The sequence below is a fragment of the Caulobacter sp. NIBR2454 genome, from assembly GCF_027474405.1.
GTDB lineage: Bacteria > Pseudomonadota > Alphaproteobacteria > Caulobacterales > Caulobacteraceae > Caulobacter.
In genome coordinates, this window is sequence record NZ_CP114871.1 from 1,793,305 (window position 1) to 1,810,392 (window position 17,088).

17 protein-coding genes are annotated in these 17,088 nt (G+C 65.6%); 13 read left to right on the forward strand and 4 right to left on the reverse strand.

Annotated features, from left to right (window positions below; translation table 11 throughout):
- Window positions 1-22 precede the first annotated feature (22 nt).
- Window positions 23-796, forward strand: coding sequence for a methyltransferase domain-containing protein (locus O5K31_RS08820; RefSeq protein ID WP_269716925.1), 774 nt, complete (start codon window positions 23-25; stop codon window positions 794-796).
- Here O5K31_RS08820 and O5K31_RS08825 read toward each other — a convergent pair.
- On the reverse strand, window positions 771-2,495 hold the full coding sequence (locus O5K31_RS08825; RefSeq protein ID WP_269716926.1) for a patatin-like phospholipase family protein: 1,725 nt from the start codon (window positions 2,493-2,495) through the stop codon (window positions 771-773). The genes O5K31_RS08820 and O5K31_RS08825 overlap by 26 nt on opposite strands.
- Window positions 2,496-2,633: 138 nt before the next feature.
- Here O5K31_RS08825 and O5K31_RS08830 point away from each other — a divergent pair, with 138 nt between their 5' ends.
- Window positions 2,634-4,241 carry a carboxyl transferase domain-containing protein gene (locus tag O5K31_RS08830; RefSeq protein ID WP_269716927.1) on the forward strand — a complete coding sequence of 536 codons (1,608 nt, stop codon included), beginning with the start codon at window positions 2,634-2,636 and terminating at the stop codon, window positions 4,239-4,241.
- On the opposite strand, the gene O5K31_RS08835 is transcribed toward O5K31_RS08830, so the two are convergent.
- Window positions 4,242-4,673: a hypothetical protein gene (locus O5K31_RS08835; protein WP_269716928.1), complete on the reverse strand. Its 432-nt coding sequence runs from the start codon at window positions 4,671-4,673 to the stop codon at window positions 4,242-4,244. It lies immediately after the preceding gene.
- A 92-nt stretch (window positions 4,674-4,765) separates the two neighbouring features.
- Between O5K31_RS08835 and O5K31_RS08840 the strand changes: the two genes are divergently transcribed.
- The 5 genes from O5K31_RS08840 (at window position 4,766) to O5K31_RS08860 (ending at window position 9,345) form a co-directional block, all read left to right on the forward strand.
- The gene (locus O5K31_RS08840; RefSeq protein ID WP_269716929.1) at window positions 4,766-5,611 is read left to right on the forward strand and encodes an enoyl-CoA hydratase-related protein; all 846 of its coding nucleotides are present in this window, start codon (window positions 4,766-4,768) and stop codon (window positions 5,609-5,611) included.
- A gap of 10 nt (window positions 5,612-5,621) precedes the next feature.
- Window positions 5,622-7,505 (forward strand): acetyl/propionyl/methylcrotonyl-CoA carboxylase subunit alpha, encoded by a 1,884-nt coding sequence (locus O5K31_RS08845; RefSeq protein WP_269716930.1) that lies wholly within the window; start codon window positions 5,622-5,624, stop codon window positions 7,503-7,505.
- Between the two features lie 9 nt (window positions 7,506-7,514).
- Window positions 7,515-7,916, forward strand: coding sequence for a DUF1489 domain-containing protein (locus O5K31_RS08850; RefSeq protein WP_269716931.1), 402 nt, complete (start codon window positions 7,515-7,517; stop codon window positions 7,914-7,916).
- Window positions 7,917-8,055: 139 nt separating this feature from the next.
- Entirely contained in the window at window positions 8,056-8,889 is an 834-nt protein-coding gene (mipZ, locus tag O5K31_RS08855; RefSeq protein WP_269716932.1) for a division plane-positioning ATPase MipZ, read from the forward strand.
- 18 nt (window positions 8,890-8,907) lie between these two features.
- The gene (locus O5K31_RS08860; RefSeq protein WP_269716933.1) at window positions 8,908-9,345 is read left to right on the forward strand and encodes a J domain-containing protein; all 438 of its coding nucleotides are present in this window, start codon (window positions 8,908-8,910) and stop codon (window positions 9,343-9,345) included.
- 3 nt (window positions 9,346-9,348) lie between these two features.
- Here the strand turns inward: O5K31_RS08860 and O5K31_RS08865 are convergent, their stop codons facing one another.
- On the reverse strand, window positions 9,349-10,608 hold the full coding sequence (locus O5K31_RS08865; RefSeq protein ID WP_269716934.1) for a D-alanyl-D-alanine carboxypeptidase: 1,260 nt from the start codon (window positions 10,606-10,608) through the stop codon (window positions 9,349-9,351).
- Window positions 10,609-10,862: 254 nt separating this feature from the next.
- Between O5K31_RS08865 and O5K31_RS08870 the strand changes: the two genes are divergently transcribed.
- The 5 genes from O5K31_RS08870 (at window position 10,863) to O5K31_RS08890 (ending at window position 14,273) form a co-directional block, all read left to right on the forward strand.
- Window positions 10,863-11,300: a phasin family protein gene (locus tag O5K31_RS08870; RefSeq protein WP_269716935.1), complete on the forward strand. Its 438-nt coding sequence runs from the start codon at window positions 10,863-10,865 to the stop codon at window positions 11,298-11,300.
- Window positions 11,301-11,447: 147 nt separating this feature from the next.
- Entirely contained in the window at window positions 11,448-11,909 is a 462-nt protein-coding gene (locus O5K31_RS08875) for a RidA family protein (RefSeq protein ID WP_269716936.1), read from the forward strand.
- Window positions 11,909-12,682, forward strand: a complete 774-nt coding sequence (locus O5K31_RS08880; protein WP_269716937.1) for a glycerophosphodiester phosphodiesterase — start codon at window positions 11,909-11,911, stop codon at window positions 12,680-12,682. The genes O5K31_RS08875 and O5K31_RS08880 overlap by 1 nt, the downstream gene beginning before the upstream one ends.
- A complete protein-coding gene (locus O5K31_RS08885) occupies window positions 12,679-13,845 on the forward strand; it encodes a GNAT family N-acetyltransferase (protein ID WP_269716938.1) in 1,167 nt (388 codons plus the stop codon). Before O5K31_RS08880 ends, O5K31_RS08885 begins: the two co-directional genes overlap by 4 nt.
- The gene (locus O5K31_RS08890; protein ID WP_269716939.1) at window positions 13,842-14,273 is read left to right on the forward strand and encodes an HIT domain-containing protein; all 432 of its coding nucleotides are present in this window, start codon (window positions 13,842-13,844) and stop codon (window positions 14,271-14,273) included. The genes O5K31_RS08885 and O5K31_RS08890 overlap by 4 nt, the downstream gene beginning before the upstream one ends.
- Here the strand turns inward: O5K31_RS08890 and O5K31_RS08895 are convergent.
- The gene (locus O5K31_RS08895; RefSeq protein ID WP_269716940.1) at window positions 14,270-14,929 is read right to left on the reverse strand and encodes a nucleotide-binding protein; all 660 of its coding nucleotides are present in this window, start codon (window positions 14,927-14,929) and stop codon (window positions 14,270-14,272) included. The genes O5K31_RS08890 and O5K31_RS08895 overlap by 4 nt on opposite strands.
- 320 nt (window positions 14,930-15,249) lie before the next feature.
- On the opposite strand from O5K31_RS08895, the gene O5K31_RS08900 reads away from it, so the two are divergent.
- A complete protein-coding gene (locus O5K31_RS08900) occupies window positions 15,250-17,076 on the forward strand; it encodes an ATP-binding protein (protein WP_269716941.1) in 1,827 nt (608 codons plus the stop codon).
- The last annotated feature ends 12 nt before the right edge of the window (window positions 17,077-17,088 follow it).

Sequence of the window (17,088 nt, forward strand, 5' to 3'; positions counted from 1 at the left end):
TGAGTCGATGTCGGAGCAGGCGATGCCCAGCTGGGACCCCGCGCTATACGAACGTTACAAGCGCTATCGGGACCGCCCGGCCCTGGATCTGATGCTTCAGATTCCCCGAGGCGAGCCGCCCCAGGAGATATGGGACCTGGGATGTGGAACGGGCGAGCACGCCGCCTTGCTGGCGCGCCGCTATCCCCATGCGCGGGTCCACGGCCTGGATTCCAGCCCGCAGATGATCGCTGAATGCCGAAGGCGGCCCGAGACGGTGAACTGGGTGTTGGGCGACCTGAACGCCTTCGACACCCCGGCGGACCTGATTTTCACCAACGCGGCGCTGCAATGGGCGCCCGATCACCAGACGCTGTTTCCGCGGCTGATGAAGCTGGTTCGGCCCGGCGGCGTGTTCGCCTGTCAGATGCCCATGGCCTATGAGAGCGTCCACCACGGGATATTGCGCAATACGGCGGCGGAGGGTCCGTGGGCGGAGCCGTTGAAACGGGCGGTCGCCATCCGTCCCATGCTGGCCGCGTCGGACTATTATGACTGGCTGGCGCCCCTGAGCGACCGGGTCGATATCTGGAGCACGCAGTACCTGCATGTGCTGGAGGGCGATGATGCGGTCGTCGACTGGATGAGCGGGACGGCGCTGCGGCCCTATTTCGACGCGCTGGAGGGCTCGCCCCTGCGCGAGGCTTTCCTCGACGCGTTCCGCGCCAATATCGCGAAGGCCTTTCCGGTGCGGCCCGACGGGACGACCCTGTTCCCATTCGAGCGCCTGTTCATCGTTGCGCAGCGAGCTCCCTGAGGCTGGGCCTACGGCGAAGTTCGGCCAGAGGGCGATCCAGACCCTCCAGCGTCTTCTTGGCGGCCAGATAGCCGGCCTGGACCGCGGGCTCGAACGCTCGCCAGTCGCGGATGTCGACTCCATCGACCTTGGGCGTGATCAGAAGATCGGACGCGGTGCGGGCCGTGGCCAGGTCGCGGCCCGTGGTCACGGTGGCCGCGCGCATGAGCAGGGCGACGATTGGCGGGCCCCTGCGCCACTCGCCGCTGAGCAGCCATCTGATCCAGGACTTGGGGCGATGCATGTCGGCGGCGTTGATGCTGCGGCCGCGAGTGACGTCCACGCCAACGATCGGGCCGAGTTGGAAGGCGCGCATGACATCGGCCGGGAAGTTCTTCATCACCGCGCCATCCACCAGCACATCGCCACCTTCCGCCACGGGCGGTAGCACGCCGGGCAGGGAGATGGTGGCGCGCAGGGCGTTCCGCAGCGTTCCCCGGCGATGCACGTGATACGAGCCGGAGGTCAGGTTCGACGACACGCAGAAGAAGGGCAGCCAAAGGTCGCTGATCTGTTCGTCGCCGAAGTGTTCGTTCAGACGGGCGCGGACCTTCTCGCCATGGGTCAGGGCGAGGATGGGGAAGGCTATGTCGTCGACCGGGCTGGATTCCACGAAGGCGCTGCGGATCCGGGCCTCCATCTCCGCGTCTTCCCAGCCCATGGCCAAGCCGCCGGCCACGATCGCGCCCATGGACGCGCCGCCAACGAAGTCGATGGGGACGCCAAATTCGCGGAGCGCCCGGATCGCGCCGATATGGGCGTAGGCGCGGGCGCCGCCGCCGGAGAGGACCAGCCCTACGGACTGACCGGTGATAAGGCGGGCGATACGGGCCACGTCATAGGCGTCGCCGTCCCGGATATGAAAAAGCCGCGCCGCCTGGGTGACATCCAACCAAGCCTCGGACCCTGACGGGCGATGCAGTCCGGCAGGTTGGACGAGGATCAGATCGACGAGGCGCTGTCGTTGCAGGGGTTCGTAAGCGGCCGCGGCGACGGGCGGCGGCGGCTGGTCGCCCCGGCCGACGCGGAACAGGCGATCGACCTGGCGGCCGACCACCTGTTTCCATGCGTCCTCGCCAGATTCCACGGCGTAGAGCACGAAGTCATGGTCGCGCTCGACATTGGCGAACCACTCCATGGGCGCCATCAGGGACTCGGCGCCGGCGACCGCGACTTCGTAACCGAGGGCCTCGATCGCGACGCCTATAGCCTCGACCAGCTCACGGACGGGCGGGCCCGGATTGGTGGCCAGAAACCCGAACACTGAAGGCTCGCCGATGGAGGCCTGGGTCGCGGCCTGCCGCGAACGCAAGATCATCAACCGCGCCAACTCGGTCATGACCAAGGGATCGCGGTCCGCCGCCTCGAAGAAGGCGTCGCGGGGCAGGGCGAGAACTTCACTGTCGCGCAGCGCGACGACACGGGCGGAATGGGGCGTTTCGGCGATGAAGGCCATCTCGCCGGCGGGCTCGCCTGGACGGATCACCCCGAGGAACTGCTGCTCCTGTCCCTCTTCCTGGCGAAAGGCGCCCAGCCGACCGGCGCGCAGGAAGTAGAGCTCGTCCGCAGGGCCGCCTGGATCGTAGAGGGGCGTTCCGCCGGGCAGGGAGAACCACGCAGCGCCGCCGCGGGTCTGTTCCTGGACGAACAGGCGTCCCAACGCAGTCTTTGTGAGCGACTCAGGCAAGACCTTCCCCCCGAAGGTGCAGATTATAGCGTGGCTATCCGGTTGGCGACGAAGGCGCGATGCGACCTCTTCGACTTCCGGCCTCCGTATCAAAAGGCTATGCGTCGTTTCATGCCCAAGCTCAAAAGCGCCATAGATTCCAAAGGCGAAGCCTTCGCCCGTAACGCGCAGACCAACCGCGCCCTCGCCGAACAACTGCACGAGCGGGTGGCCCAGGCGGCCCTCGGCGGCCCCGAAGCATCACGCACGCGCCACACCTCCCGCGGCAAGCTTTTGCCTCGGGAGCGGGTCGAACGGCTTCTGGATGCGGGAGCGCCGTTCCTGGAAGTGGGCCAATTGGCGGCCCACGGCCTCTATGGCGACGAGGCGCCCGGAGCGGGCGTGATCGCGGGCGTCGGTCGAGTCTCGGGACGGGAGGTGATGATCGTCGCCAACGACCCGACCGTCAAAGGCGGCGCCTACTTTCCGATGACGGTGAAGAAGCACCTGCGCGCGCAAGAGATCGCCCAGCAGAACCGACTGCCGTGCATCTATCTGGTCGACAGCGGCGGGGCGAACCTGCCGCACCAGGCCGAGGTATTCCCGGACCGCGACCATTTCGGCCGCATCTTCTTCAACCAGGCGCGGATGAGCGCCGAGGGGATCGCACAGATCGCCTGTGTCATGGGGTCCTGCACGGCTGGCGGCGCCTATGTGCCGGCCATGTCCGACGAAACGGTGATTGTCCGCGACCAGGGCACCATCTTCCTGGGCGGCCCGCCCTTGGTGAAGGCCGCGACGGGCGAGGTGATCAGCGCCGAAGAACTTGGCGGCGCCGAAACCCACGGCCGCAAGTCCGGCGTGGTGGACCATGTGGCCGAGAACGACGAGCACGCGCTGGAGATCGTGCGCTCGATCGTCGCCAACCTGAATACCACCAAGACGGTCGATATGGACGTGCGCGAGGCCCGCGACCCGGCGTTCGATCCTGAAGAACTGTATGGCGTTATCCCCACCGACGTACGCGCGCCTTACGACGTACGCGAGGTGATCGCCCGCATCGTGGACGGCAGCGAATTCGATGAGTTCAAGGCGCTGTATGGCACGACCTTGGTCTGCGGGTTCGCCCGCATCTGGGGCTATCCGGTGGCGATCCTGGCCAACAACGGGGTGCTGTTCAGCGAGAGCGCCCTGAAGGGCGCGCACTTCATCGAACTGGCCTGCAAGCGGAAGATCCCGCTGGTGTTCCTGCAGAACATCTCGGGCTTCATGGTCGGCGGGAAATATGAGGCCGGCGGCATCGCCAAGGACGGGGCCAAGCTGGTGACGGCGGTCGCCTCGGCCAATGTGCCCAAGTTTACGGTGCTGATCGGCGGCAGCTTCGGCGCCGGCAATTACGGCATGTGTGGCCGGGCCTATTCGCCGCGCTTCCTGTTCACCTGGCCCAACAGCCGGATCAGCGTCATGGGCGGCGAGCAGGCGGCCAGTGTGCTGGCGACCATCAAGCGGGACGGCATGGAGGCCAAGGGTGAGACCTGGGCCGCGGAGGACGAGGAAGCGTTCAAGGCGCCGGTCCGCGATCGCTATGAGAGCGAGGGCGATCCTTATTTCGCCACCGCCCGCTTGTGGGATGACGGCATCATTGATCCACCGCAAACCCGGGACGTTCTGGGTCTGGCAATCTCCGCCAGCCTGAACGCCCCGATCCCCGAGACCACGTTCGGCATCTTCCGGATGTGATCAGGAGACGCGACACCAATGGGAGCGCACCTTCTGTTCGATCGGGTCGGGCCTGTCGCTGAGGCGGGTGACCAGACGACCCTTGGTGTCCAGCATGGACGCCCAGACGCCCGGCGACAGAACGATGTCGTTCTTGCCGATCTGCGGGGTCTGACGGTCCCCGCTGACCTGGGCGTAGACTTGGCCCTCGAACAGCGTGACGAACTTGGCGTCCTGCCAGTGGATCACGATCGGGGGCTCGCCCGGGCGGCCTACTTCCCAGCCCACGCGGAGAGGAACACCATCGCGAACGGCGTCAAGCACCGCTTGGCGCGTGCCGTTCGAGAAGCTTCCATCCGTCTCGATGGTCGCAATGCGCTTGCCGTCACAGATTTCGGCGAACGCGCTGGTCGCCGAAGCGCTAAGGATGAGTGCTGCAATGAAGGCTCGCATGGAAATTCCTCGAACGTGAGTTTTCCAACTATAGCGAAGCTTGTTTGCGGCTGTTTTGCGGCGCAGCCGCACCACCAGACTGGAGGCCTCCCATGGTCGAACTGAACCCGATGTCCGATCCGCTTGTCGAAGTCCCTGATACCGACGCCGTGAGCGATCTGGTGCAGATCGAAGGCACGGTGGACGGCGCGGTCACGGTGACCATCAACCGTCCGGCCAAGAAGAACGCCTTCGATTCGGCGACGATCGCCGCGCTGCGTCAGGCCTTCGAGACCCTGCATGGGGCGGAGGGGGTGCGGGTGGTGTTCCTGCGTGGGGCGGGCGGCGTGTTCAGCGCCGGGGCGGACCTGGAGTGGATGCGCTCGGCCGCCGACTGGACCGAATCCGATAACCGCGAGGACGCCATGGAACTGGCGGCCATGCTGAAGGCCCTGCACGACGTGCCGGCGTTGACAGTGGCGCTGGTCGAGGGCGCGGCGTTTGGCGGGGGCGCCGGGCTGGTCGCGGCCTGCGACATGGCTATCGCCACCCAGGATGTGAAGTTCTCGTTCTCGGAAGTGAAGCTGGGCCTGACCCCGGCGACGATCAGCCCCTATGTGGTCGCCGCCATCGGGCCGCGCAACGCCAAGGTGCTGTTCGCCACCGGCCGGGTGTTCGGCGCCGGCGACGCACAGGCCTATGGCTTGGTCAGCGAGGTTGTGCCCGACAGCGAGACCATGGACGCCATCAAGGCCGCGTTGGCCGACGGCATGAAAGCTTGCGCGCCCGGCGCCGTGGGTGACAGCAAGGCGCTTGTCGACGCCGTGGTCAGCCGTCCGATCGATCATGGGCTGATGGAGGAGACCGCGCGCCAGATCGCGCGTCGCCGCGTCAGCGAGGAAGGGCAAGAGGGCGTCCGCGCCTTCCTCGATAAGCGCAAGCCGAGCTGGGCCGAATAAGAAGAACCGAATGATCCAATCTGTCCTGATCGCCAACCGGGGCGAGATCGCGCGTCGGGTGATCCGCACCGCGCGCCGCCTGGGCGTGCGCACCATCGCCGTCTATTCCGAAGCCGACGCCGACGCGCCGCACGTCCACGAAGCGGACGAGGCGGTGCTGATCGGCCCTGCGCCGGCGCGCGAGAGCTATCTGCTGCCCGAGAAGATCCTGGCCGCGGCCAAGGCGACGGGCGCGGAGGCGATCCACCCCGGTTACGGCTTCCTGTCCGAGAACGCCGCATTCGCCCAAGCGGTGATGGACGCGGGTCTTGTCTGGATCGGCCCGCCGCCGTCGGCGATCACAGCCATGGGTCTGAAGGACGCGGCCAAGGCGCTGATGATCCAGGCGGGCGTGCCGACCACGCCTGGCTATCTGGGCGACGACCAGTCGGAAGAACGGCTGTCGGCCGAGGCGGCCAAGATCGGCTTCCCGGTTCTGATCAAGGCGGTGGCCGGCGGCGGCGGCAAGGGCATGCGCAAGGTCGAGGCGGCGGCGGATTTTATCGCCGCCCTGGGTTCGTGTCGTCGCGAGGCGGCGGCCAGCTTTGGCGATGATCGGGTGCTGCTGGAGAAATACGTCACCCGCCCGCGCCATATCGAGGTGCAGGTGTTTGGCGACAGCCATGGTCAGGTCGTCCACCTGTTCGAACGCGACTGCTCACTGCAGCGTCGCCACCAGAAAGTGATCGAGGAGGCGCCAGCGCCGGGCATGGACGCCTCGACCCGCGCCGCCGTCTGCGACGCCGCGGTCAAGGCCGCAAAGGCTGTGAACTATGTGGGCGCTGGGACTGTGGAGTTCATCGCCGACGCCTCCGAAGGTCTTCGCGCCGACCGCATCTGGTTCATGGAGATGAACACCCGCCTGCAAGTGGAGCATCCCGTGACCGAAGCCGTCACTGGCCAGGATCTGGTCGAGTGGCAACTGCGGGTCGCCTCGGGCGAGGCGCTGCCCCTGAAGCAGGACGAGATCAGCCTGGATGGCTGGGCCATGGAGGCGCGCCTTTATGCCGAGAACCCCGCGACGGGGTTCCTGCCGTCCACGGGACCGCTGGATCACTTCCGCTTGCCCGACACTCTGCGCGTCGACAGCGCGGTGGAGGAGGGCGGCGAGGTGACGCCCTTCTACGATCCGATGATCGCCAAGCTGATCGCCCATGCGCCGAGCCGCGAGGCGGCGGCCGCCAAGCTGGCCCAGGCCTGCCGCGAGGTCGAGGTGTGGCCGGTGCGAACCAACGCCGCCTTCCTGGCCCGCTGTGCGGACCATCCGGACTTTGTCGCCGGTCGCATTGACACCGGATTTATCGAGGCCCGGCTGGAGACCCTGGTCCCGGTCGTGACGCCGTCCGATGACGCCAAGGCCGTGGCGGTGGCGGCCCTGCTGTCGCAGGACGCCGAGGACGGGTCGCCCTGGTCGCCGGCCGAGGGATTGGCGGGCTTCCGTCTGAACCGCGTTAGCCGTGCGCCCGTGCGGCTGGTCCATGATGGTCATGTGGTCGAGGTCGCCGTGCCAGGCGAGGTGGAGGCGGACGTCCTGCTGGGCGAGGACGGCGAGATCGTCCTGTTCGAGGACGGCGAGGCTCTGGTCTTCACCGCTCCCCGTGCGCAGTCCGGCGGCGAGACAGGCGGCAGTGGCGACGGGGCGGTCCGTTCGCCCATGCCGGGCAAGATCGTCAGCGTCTCGGTAAAGGCGGGCGACGCCGTAATCAAAGGTCAGGCGCTGCTGGTCCTGGAGGCCATGAAGATGGAGCATGCCCTGACCGCGCCCTTCGACGGCGTGGTGGCGGAGCTGACTGCGACGACTGGCGCACAGGTTTCCGAGGGGATCACTCTGGCGAGACTCGAGCCGGCGGCCTAAGTCAGCGCCATGGCGCTCAACATGATCAAGCTCTGCGTTGGTTGCGACACCATCGAAGAGCTCCAGGAATGGCACAAGGAAGCGGATCGTCCGTGGATCATGCAGACCCGCATGACCCCCAAGCGGATCGATGAGCTTCTCGACGGCGGCTCGCTGTATCGCGTGTTCAAGGGCGTGATCCTATGCCGGCAGGTCATCCTGTCGATCGACACCGTGGGCGAGGGGCAGGCGGCCCGTTGCGAGGTCACCCTCGACCGCAACGTGATCCGGGTCGAGCCGCAGCCGCGCCGGGCCTTCCAGGGCTGGCGCTATCTGACCGCCGAGGATGCGCCCCGCGATCTGGCGGTGGGTGATCTGGGCGACATGCCGCCCGAGCTGGCGCGCCAACTGCGTGAACTCGGCGCCTGGTAAGCCATCCACCGATTTCGCCTAAGTCGCGGATTGACCTGCGACAATTGTGAGCGACTCGGGCCCTTGCGTTGACCGACTCAGCCCGTCGGCTTCACTTATCGTTAACCCGGAATCGATTCGGGGTACAGGAGGCTAAGTCATGTCGCAGGCGAACGTCATTGTCGTCGGCAACGAAAAGGGCGGGGCGGGCAAGTCCACCATCGCCGTCCACCTCGCCACGGCGCTGCTGCATGGCGGCGCGAAGGTGGCGATCATGGATCTTGATCTGCGTCAGAGCACCCTGGGCCACTTCTTCGCCAACCGCCGCGCGTGGGTGGCGGCCAAGGGCGTTGAGCTGCCCATGCCGATCGACGCCACCTATGGCGAGGAAGGCGTGGCCATGGCCAAGGCTTCCGACGACGAGCAGATCGCCCGCTTCGAGAAGACCTTCGCCGAAGTCGCCGAACAGGTGGACTTCATCCTGATCGACACTCCCGGCGGCGACACCGCCGTCTCGCGCTTGGCTCATGGCCGCGCGGACCTGATCGTCACGCCGATGAACGACAGCTTCGTCGACTTCGACATGCTGGGCGTGGTCGATCCCGTGACTTTGGAAGTCACTCGCCCCAGCCTCTACGCCCAGACGGTGTGGGAGGCCCGCAAGCAGCGCGCCGCGACTGCCGGCAAGTCCTTGGACTGGGTCGTGCTGTCGAACCGGATGGCCACCACCGAGGCCCGCAATCGCAAGCGCGTCAGCGACCGGATGCAGGCGCTGTCGCGCAAGACGGGTTTCCGCATGGGGCCGGGCCTGCGTGACCGGGTGATCTATCGCGAGCTGTTTCCGTTCGGCCTGACCATCGCCGACCTGTCGGCGCAAATCCGGCCGGTGCCGGTGTCGCTGACCCACGTGGCGGCGCGTCAGGAACTACGGGCGCTGATGCATTTCGTTGGCCTTTCGGCCTATTCGGGCGAAGTTCTGCTCGCCGCCCAGTAAGGGCGTCGGGACCGCTTGATGCTTTATCTTGTTATTGGGGCGGGGCTTCTGGCCTTGCTGGTGTCGCTTGGCCGGGCCGGCTCATGGAGCCGGATGAAGGGCGAGGGCTGGCGCGTGGCCTTTGGGGCCGGCGCCATAGCTGTCTTTTCCGCCGCCGCGTTCCTTGGCATCCGTGGGGCCTGGGGGACCAGCCTAGTGCTGCTGGTGGTTGGTCTGGGATTGGCCACTGCTGCCCGTGGCCAGCGAGCCCGTCCGCAGGCGCGTGCGCCACAAGTCGTCTCCGGCCTCACGGCGCGGGAGGCGCGCGATATCCTAGGTGTTTCCGAGGGGGCTAGCCCTGAACAGATACAGGCGGCCTATGGCCGCCTGATCCGAATGGCGCATCCCGACAAGGGCGGAACCGCAGGACTGGCCGCGCAGCTGAACGCCGCGCGGGACCGTCTTCTGAAGCGCTGAGCCTTACGGCTTGACGATCATGCAGACCTGACGCTGGGCGGTCAGGGTGGCGCAGGCGCGCTTGGCGCCGTCAGCGGAAAAGCCGCCAAAGCGAGCGCGGAACGAACCGCCGGGACCCGCTTCCACTGCGCCGTCAGCGTTAGCGAACACCTTGGCGAACTTGCGCTCGGTGATCTGCAACTGCTTGCCGGCGAGGCTCTTTTGCTTAAAGGCGCCGACCTGCACCTTGTAGGCGCCGGCGGCCTTGGCCGGCATCTTCTTTTGGACAGCCATCTTGGCCGGAGCCGAGGGATTTTCGGTCAGGACGATCTTGAGGTTGTCCTGTTCAGCGTCGCCCTGCTCGATGGAGGGGCGCATGATCGGGCCGCTGGGCTCGGGCTCGAACAGGTTCTGGGCAACAGTGATACGCTCGCCACGACCGCGGCGCTTGATGACGTCAAAGCCGGTGAGCAGCAGGTCCTCGACACTGTTGTCGCGCGCCGCGCCCGACGGACCGCCAAGCACGACGGCGATCAGGCGACGATTGTTCTGCACGGCCGAGGCGGCGAGATTGTAGCCCGAAGCGTTGGTGAAGCCGGTCTTCAGGCCGTCCACGCCCGGCACCTTGCCCAGAAGCTTGTTGTGATTTCGCATGGCTTGGCCGCGTATCACCGCGTTCTGCTGGCCAAAGTAGGAATAGTACTGCGGGAAGTCGCGCATGACGGCCCGCGACAGGATCGCCAGGTCGTGAGCGGTCGAGATCTGACGGCTGTCGGGCAGGCCCGACGCGTTCACGAAGCGGGTGTTGGTCATGCCCAGCTCTTGCGCGCGCAGGGTCATGAGGGCGCCAAAGCGGGTCTCGGTGCCGGCCAGACGTTCGGCCATGGCGACGGCCATGTCGTTGGCCGACTTGAGGGCCAGGGAGCGTAGAGCTTCATCGACCGTGATTTGGGAACCAGCGCGCAGCCCCAGCTTTGTCGGCTGCTGGGCGGCGGCGCGAGGCGACACGACGATGTTGTCCGTCAGCCGTAGCTTGCCTTCCGACAAGGCCTCGAAGGCCAGGTACATCGTCATCACCTTGGTGATCGACGCGGGATACCGGGGACTGTCAGCACGTTTATTGTAGAGGATTTCGCCGGAATTGGCGTCCATCACAATGGCCGCGTAACGAGGCTCGGAGGTCGGAACCTTCAGGATTGGCGCAGCCATCGCGGCGGGAGCCGAGACGATCAGGCCGGCGGCGAGGCCGAATGCGGTAAGCAGGCGGCGGGCGTGCTGGTTCATGCGCGGCGTCCGTCGTTGGAATCACAAGGCGCCACCGGCGCCGGACGAATGTCTAACATGCGCATCGTAGGGTTTCGTTAAAGTTAAAGGATCGTGAGCGATTTGGCCGCAGGAACGAATTCGCCAGCAATTACAGTGACGCTTACGATTGTGCGCTGCACAAAAATCCGTTGACTGCTGCACTGCAACATGAGAGTGTCTCTCCATACCGGAGCCGCCAGAGCTTCGTCCATTTTCACACCGGGAGATTTCCGATGGCCGCCACCGCCGAGACCCTGAAGTCCACCGTCGAGCAGTTCACGACCGCCGGCAATCAAGCGTTCAAGGACAATATCGAAAAGTCCCTGGCCGCCCTGAACGAAATGAACGTTCACTCGAAGAAGAATCTGGAAGCTGTCGTCGCTTCGGTCACTGCGGCCACCAAGGGCGCCGAAGCTCTGGGCGCCCAGGCCATCGCGTTCTCCAAGAAGTCGGTCGAAGATCAGGTGAGCGCCGCCAAGACGCTGGCTTCGGCCAAGAGCGTCCAGGAAGCCATCGAGCTTCAAACCGCCTTCGCCAAGACGGCTATGGAGACCTACCTGGCTGAAGTCGCCAAGTGGACCGAGACCGTGTCGGCCTCGGTGAAGGAGTCGGTGCAACCGCTGAACGAGCGCGTCACCGCCACCGTCGAGCGCGTCCAGGCCGCCCGCTAAGCTCAGGCGTCCCCCGAAAAGCAGGAAAAGGCCCGGCCGGGTTTGCGGCCGGGCCTTTTTCTTTGCCCGCAGAACGTCGCGAGGCTTGCTCTGCTTCCCCACCGGCCATGGTCGAGGTAATCATGCGGCTTCGTTCTGGAGTCCTGCATGAGCCAAGTTGAACAACGCCTAGCCGCCCTGGGGATCACGCTGCCGGAGCCCGGCGCGCCGATCGCCAACTACGTGCCCTTCGTGCGCAGCGGAAATCTCGTCCACATCTCCGGCCAAGTGTCGCGCGACGCGACCGGCGGGATTATGGGGGTCGTCGGGACCGAGGTTGATCTGGCGACCGCTCAAAAGGCCGCGCGGCTGTGCGGCGTCAACCTTCTGGCCCAGATGAAGGCGGCATGCGGCGGCGACCTGGATCGCGTCGTGCGCGTCGTGAAGCTGGGCGGTTTTGTTCAGGCCGGCCCCGAGTTCTTCGACATCCCGCAGGTGGTCAATGGCTGCTCGGACCTGATGGTCGAGGCGCTGGGCGACGCTGGCCGTCACGCGCGTTCAGCCGTGGGTGTCTATCGCCTGCCGCTGAACTTCGCGGTGGAGGTCGATGCTGTGGTGGAGATCAAGTGATGTCCAGGCGCGAACGGCCAGCCGTCGAAACCTTCGGCGAGGCTTGGGAGCGCCTGTTCGAACCCGCGGTCGCGCACCGCGGGCTATGGTCGCCCGATGGCGCGCCGGAAAATTCCCTGGCGGCCTTCCAGGCCGCCTGCGCTGGAGGCTATGGCGTGGAGTTGGACGTCCAGCTTTCCTCCGACGGGGAGGCCATGGTCTTTCACGATGACCTGCTGGCGCGCATGACCGGCGCCGCAGGGCGGATCGGCGACCACACGGCCGCTGACCTGTCGGCTCTGAAGCTCGCCGGGACGGACGAGACCATTCCGACCCTGGCCGAGGTTCTGGTTCACATCGGCCATCGGGCCATGGTCTACATCGAGCTGAAGACGTCCTTTGGCGAGGTGGGGCCGCTGGAGAAACGGGTCTGCGATATCTTGATCGATCACAACGGCCCGACCGCGGTGATTGGATTCAACCCATACTCCCATGCCTGGTTCGCGGATCATCATCCGCAAATCCTGCGCGGTCTCGATAGCTATAGCTGGAATGACAAAGGCGCTGGGAAGCTGGCGCCGGAACTGCGCAAGTCGCTGGCCGCCCTGGAGCATGTGGCGATCGCCCGGCCGGATTTCCTGGCCCTAGGGCTCGACATGCTGCCTTCGACGAAAGCCGATGAGTTTCGCAAGGGCGGTATGCCTGTGATCGCCTGGACGGTGCGATCGCCCAATGAGTGGGATCGGGTCCGGGATCATTGCGACAACCTGATCTTCGAGGGTTTTCGCGCGTGAGTCCGTTGCGGCCGGCGGTCCGCGTCCATCGCCGTATCAGCGAGATTGGCAGGGAGGCCTGGGAGGCCTGCGCCGACCCGTCAGGCGACCCGTTCATTTCCTACGACTTTTTGGATGCGCTGGAAGAGAGCGGATGCGCCGTCGAGCGCACGGGCTGGGCGCCACAGCACCTGTCGGTCGAAGATGAGGATGGCCGGATCGCGGCGGTGATGCCGCTGTATCTGAAGTCGCACAGTCAGGGCGAATATGTCTTCGATCACGCCTGGGCTGACGCCTATGAACGGGCGGGTGGGCGCTACTATCCAAAGCTTCAATGCTCGGCGCCCTTTTCTCCCGTCACCGGCCCTCGATTGATCGTTCGTCAGGGAGTATCGAGCAACGAGGCGCGCGCCCTGCTGCTCGGCGGGGCCCTGCAACTTTGCCAGCGCATGGAGGCGTCTTCCCTGCACGTGACCTTTCCAACCGAGGCGGAGTGGTCGTGGATGGGCGGGCAGGGGATGCTGCTTCGGCAGGACCAGCAGTATCACTGGCACAATCAGAGCTACGCGAGCTTTGACGATTTCCTGGGCGCGCTGTCATCCAATCGGCGCAAGACGATCCGGCGGGAGCGGCGCGACGCCCAGGCCGGGCTAGAGATCGTAGCCCTGAACGGCGCCGATCTGACCGAAGACCATTGGGACGCCTTCTACGGGTTCTACATGGACACCGGCGGCCGCAAGTGGGGACGGCCCTATCTGAACCGGACCTTCTTCTCGCTACTGGGCGAGCGGATGGCGGACCGCGTCCTGCTAATCATGGCGCGGCGGGATGACCGGTGGATCGCCGGCGCGTTGAACCTGGTGGGCGGCGACTGCATCTATGGCCGTCATTGGGGCTGCGTCGAGGACGTGCCGTTCCTGCATTTCGAGCTTTGCTACTATCAGGCCATCGAACACGCGATCCGGCTGGGTCTGCCGCGCGTGGAGGCCGGGGCGCAGGGGCAGCATAAGATCGCCCGTGGCTATCTGCCCAGCGCGGTCTATTCGGCGCACTGGATCGCCGATCCGGCCCTGCGTGACCCCGTTGCTCGTTATCTGGAGCGGGAGCGGGAGGCTGTGCAGGACGATATGGACATGTTGGCGGCCGAGTTCTCGCCATTCAAACAATCGGAGTCGACGCAATGAGCCTGTACGGGACCTACGACGAGGCAAACATCTTCGCCAGGATCGTGCGTGGCGAGATGCCGGCGGTGAAGGTCTTCGAGGACGATCAGGTCCTGGCTTTCATGGATGTGTTTCCACAGTCCAAGGGGCACGCGCTGGTGATCTCCAAGGTCTCCAAGGCCCGCAACCTTCTGGAGGCTGAGCAGCAGACGGTGGCGGCCCTGGCGGCGGCGGCCCAGAAGCTGGCCAAGGCGGCGGCGGCGGCGTTGAAGCCCGACGGCGTGGTGGTGACTCAATTCAACGGCGCGCCAGCCGGGCAGACGGTTTTCCACCTGCATTTCCACGTCATCCCCCGCTATGAGGGCGAACCCCTGGGGCGGCATGGCGAAGGCATGGCCGATATCGAAGAGCTGAAAGCTCTCGCCGCCAAGATCGCCGCTGAGCTTTAGCCGGCGTCGCGCAGGCCGGTTCGACGCTGGATCGCCGCCTCAAGGCTCGACCACAGCAGGGCGACTTCCTGCGCGGCGGGGTCCTTGGGGCTCCATTCAAGCGTGGAGCGGCCCCGCGCGATGGCTTGCTGGAACATCACGCGTGACCGCAGGCCCGTGGGCGCGATGGGCAGGCCGCTGAAGCGAAGGGCCTCGATGGCCTTGAGCACAGCGGGCGCTTCAAACCCGTTGCGGCGGGCCGGCGCCTGGTTGAGCACGATCATCGCCGGCTTGCCCAGCCGCCGCACCATCTCGGCGGATCGGGTGATGGAGGCGATGTCCAGGAAGCTTGGTCGGCAAACCAGAATGCAGAAGTCGACACAGTTGGCGACCTGGACCACCTCGGCCTCCGGCGCTGCGGGTGTGTCGACGAACAGGTAGTCCATGCCCGATCGTTCGGCCGCGGCACGGATCTGGAAGACCTTTCCCGCGCTGGTCTCGGCCAGTTCGGGCCCCGGCTCCGTCCGCGCCCGCAGGCTGTCGGTGGCCGAGCGCTGCGGATCGGCGTCGGCGAGTGTCACCGCGCGACCGTCGAGATAGGCGGCGATGGCCAAGTTGATGGCGAGGGTCGTTTTACCCGCGCCACCCTTGCGCGAAAGAACTGCGATCGTCTTCACGGGTCGCCTCCCTGGGCGGAACGATAAGCACTCACCTTCGACAACAGGAAACAGGACGCGGCGCGAGGCCGGAAAGAACCGGAGGGACGCTGCTCTTGGTAAACACAACAGTCTAGTTGGAAGACTGCGACAAAGCCGCGACGCTTTGACACGCCAGGGCCTCACAAGACTGGGGAAAGCTCAAGCATACCAACCAAAACAACCTCGCGGCGAATGAAGCGAAGGGCGGTTCGGGGATAGTGCGAGCCCTTATTGTTCGTTGATTCATGTAATCTAAATCGCACAAGCGCTTAAGGTTCGGGGGATCAACGAACCGGCACATGAGCCACAGCCGCAAGCACTCACGCAACGCAAAGGACGCCCCGCTTCCCGATGAGGAGCTGGCGGCGTTTTACGCGCCTGTGGTTCAGATCTATCTGCTGGCCGTGGGCATCTACTACGCCCTGATCACGGTCTTCCACATCCTCGACGAGACCGGTCTGCAGCGCTGGCTGCTGAGCGCGCTGTCGTTGGCGTCAATGGCGGCGAGCCTGGCTTGTTGCCGCTGGCTGATGACCCCGGGCGTCAAGTTCTCACGCCTGGAGCTGGGCGCGCTGGTCGGTCACGCGGCGCTGCTGGGCAACGTGCTGGTCTATATGCTGACCCACGCCGAGCCGTACAAGCTGGTCTATTTCGTGCTTATCGCCATGTCCGTCGCGACAGCCGGACCGAGCAGACGGGTGGTCTATCCGGCGGTGGCGCTGTCGATAGGTTGCCTCATCGTGTTGGCCAATCGCGCGGGCGCCGAAGTCGCGGCGCAATACAATTTCATCAGCGTGGCGGGCTGCTTCTGCGCCATTGGCATGTCGACGCTGATGCGGGGCGCGATCACGCGCGAAGTGCGGGCGCGTCTGGCCGCGGAGGCTCTCAACCGCCAGATCGAGCAGGAACTGGCGCGGACAGAAGCGTGGCGACGACGGGCGCATGAGTTGGCGCTGCGCGAACAGGCGGCCAATCGCGCCAAGACCGAGTTTCTGGCCACAATCACACACGAATTGCGCACGCCCCTGAACGGGGTTCTGGGCATGGCGCAGGCCATGGCCAACGGGCCGTTGGAGGCTGTGCAACGTTCGCGGTTGGAGACCATCCGCGGCTCGGGCCACGCCTTGCTGGGCCTGATCAACACGGTGCTCGACATCTCCAAGATCGAGGCCGGGCGGCTTGAGCTGTCGGAGACGGTGTTCGACCTGCGCGCTTTCACCAAGGAACTTGGGGATCTGTACAAGGCGCTGGCCAAGGAAAAGGGACTGACGTTCAGCCTGAGCCTGGATCATGGCGGCGAACCCTGGCGGCGGGGCGACGAGGCGCGTTTGCGCCAGGTTTTGAGCAACCTTCTGTCCAACGCCCTTAAGTTCACCGAGAAGGGGGAGGTCGTGGCCGCGATACGCTGCGACGGCGATCAGATGTCTTGCAGCGTGACCGACACCGGCGTCGGCATCGCCGCAGATCAGGCTCCCCGGCTGTTCGAAAAGTTCGTCCAGGCGGACGCCTCGACCACGCGCCGGTTCGGCGGAACGGGCCTGGGCCTGGCCATCTGCAAGGAGATTGTCGGGCTGATGGGCGGATCGATCCGCTTTGACAGCACCCCCGGGAAAGGATCGTGCTTCACCTTTGTGACGCCGTTGCCGATCGCGGCGGCGGAGGAGCAGACAGGGGCTGCGGTGACCGAGCATCCCGGCCTCATAGGCGCGGCGCTGGACCAGCTACGCGTCCTGGTGGCGGACGATAATGCGACCAACCGTCTGGTGATCCAGACCTTGCTCAAACAGTTCAATATCGAATGCGTCTTGGCCGAGACCGGTGAGGAAGTGCTTGAGGCCTGGGAGCGCGAGCATTGGGACATGATCCTGATGGATATCCACATGCCCCGCATGGACGGCCTGACCGCGACCCGGCGCATACGTGGACGCGAGCTATCCAGTGGCCGCGATCGCACGCCCATCGTGGCGATCACCGCCAGCGTGCTGAGCCATGAAACCCACGCCTATATGGTGGCCGGCATGGATGACTATATCGCCAAGCCCATCGACCTGGAGCAGCTGCTCACAGTGATGGAGCGAGTTTTGAGCGGGCAGGGCGTCGATCGATCCGCGGCTCAGCTCGGCTAGCGTAAGACGTGA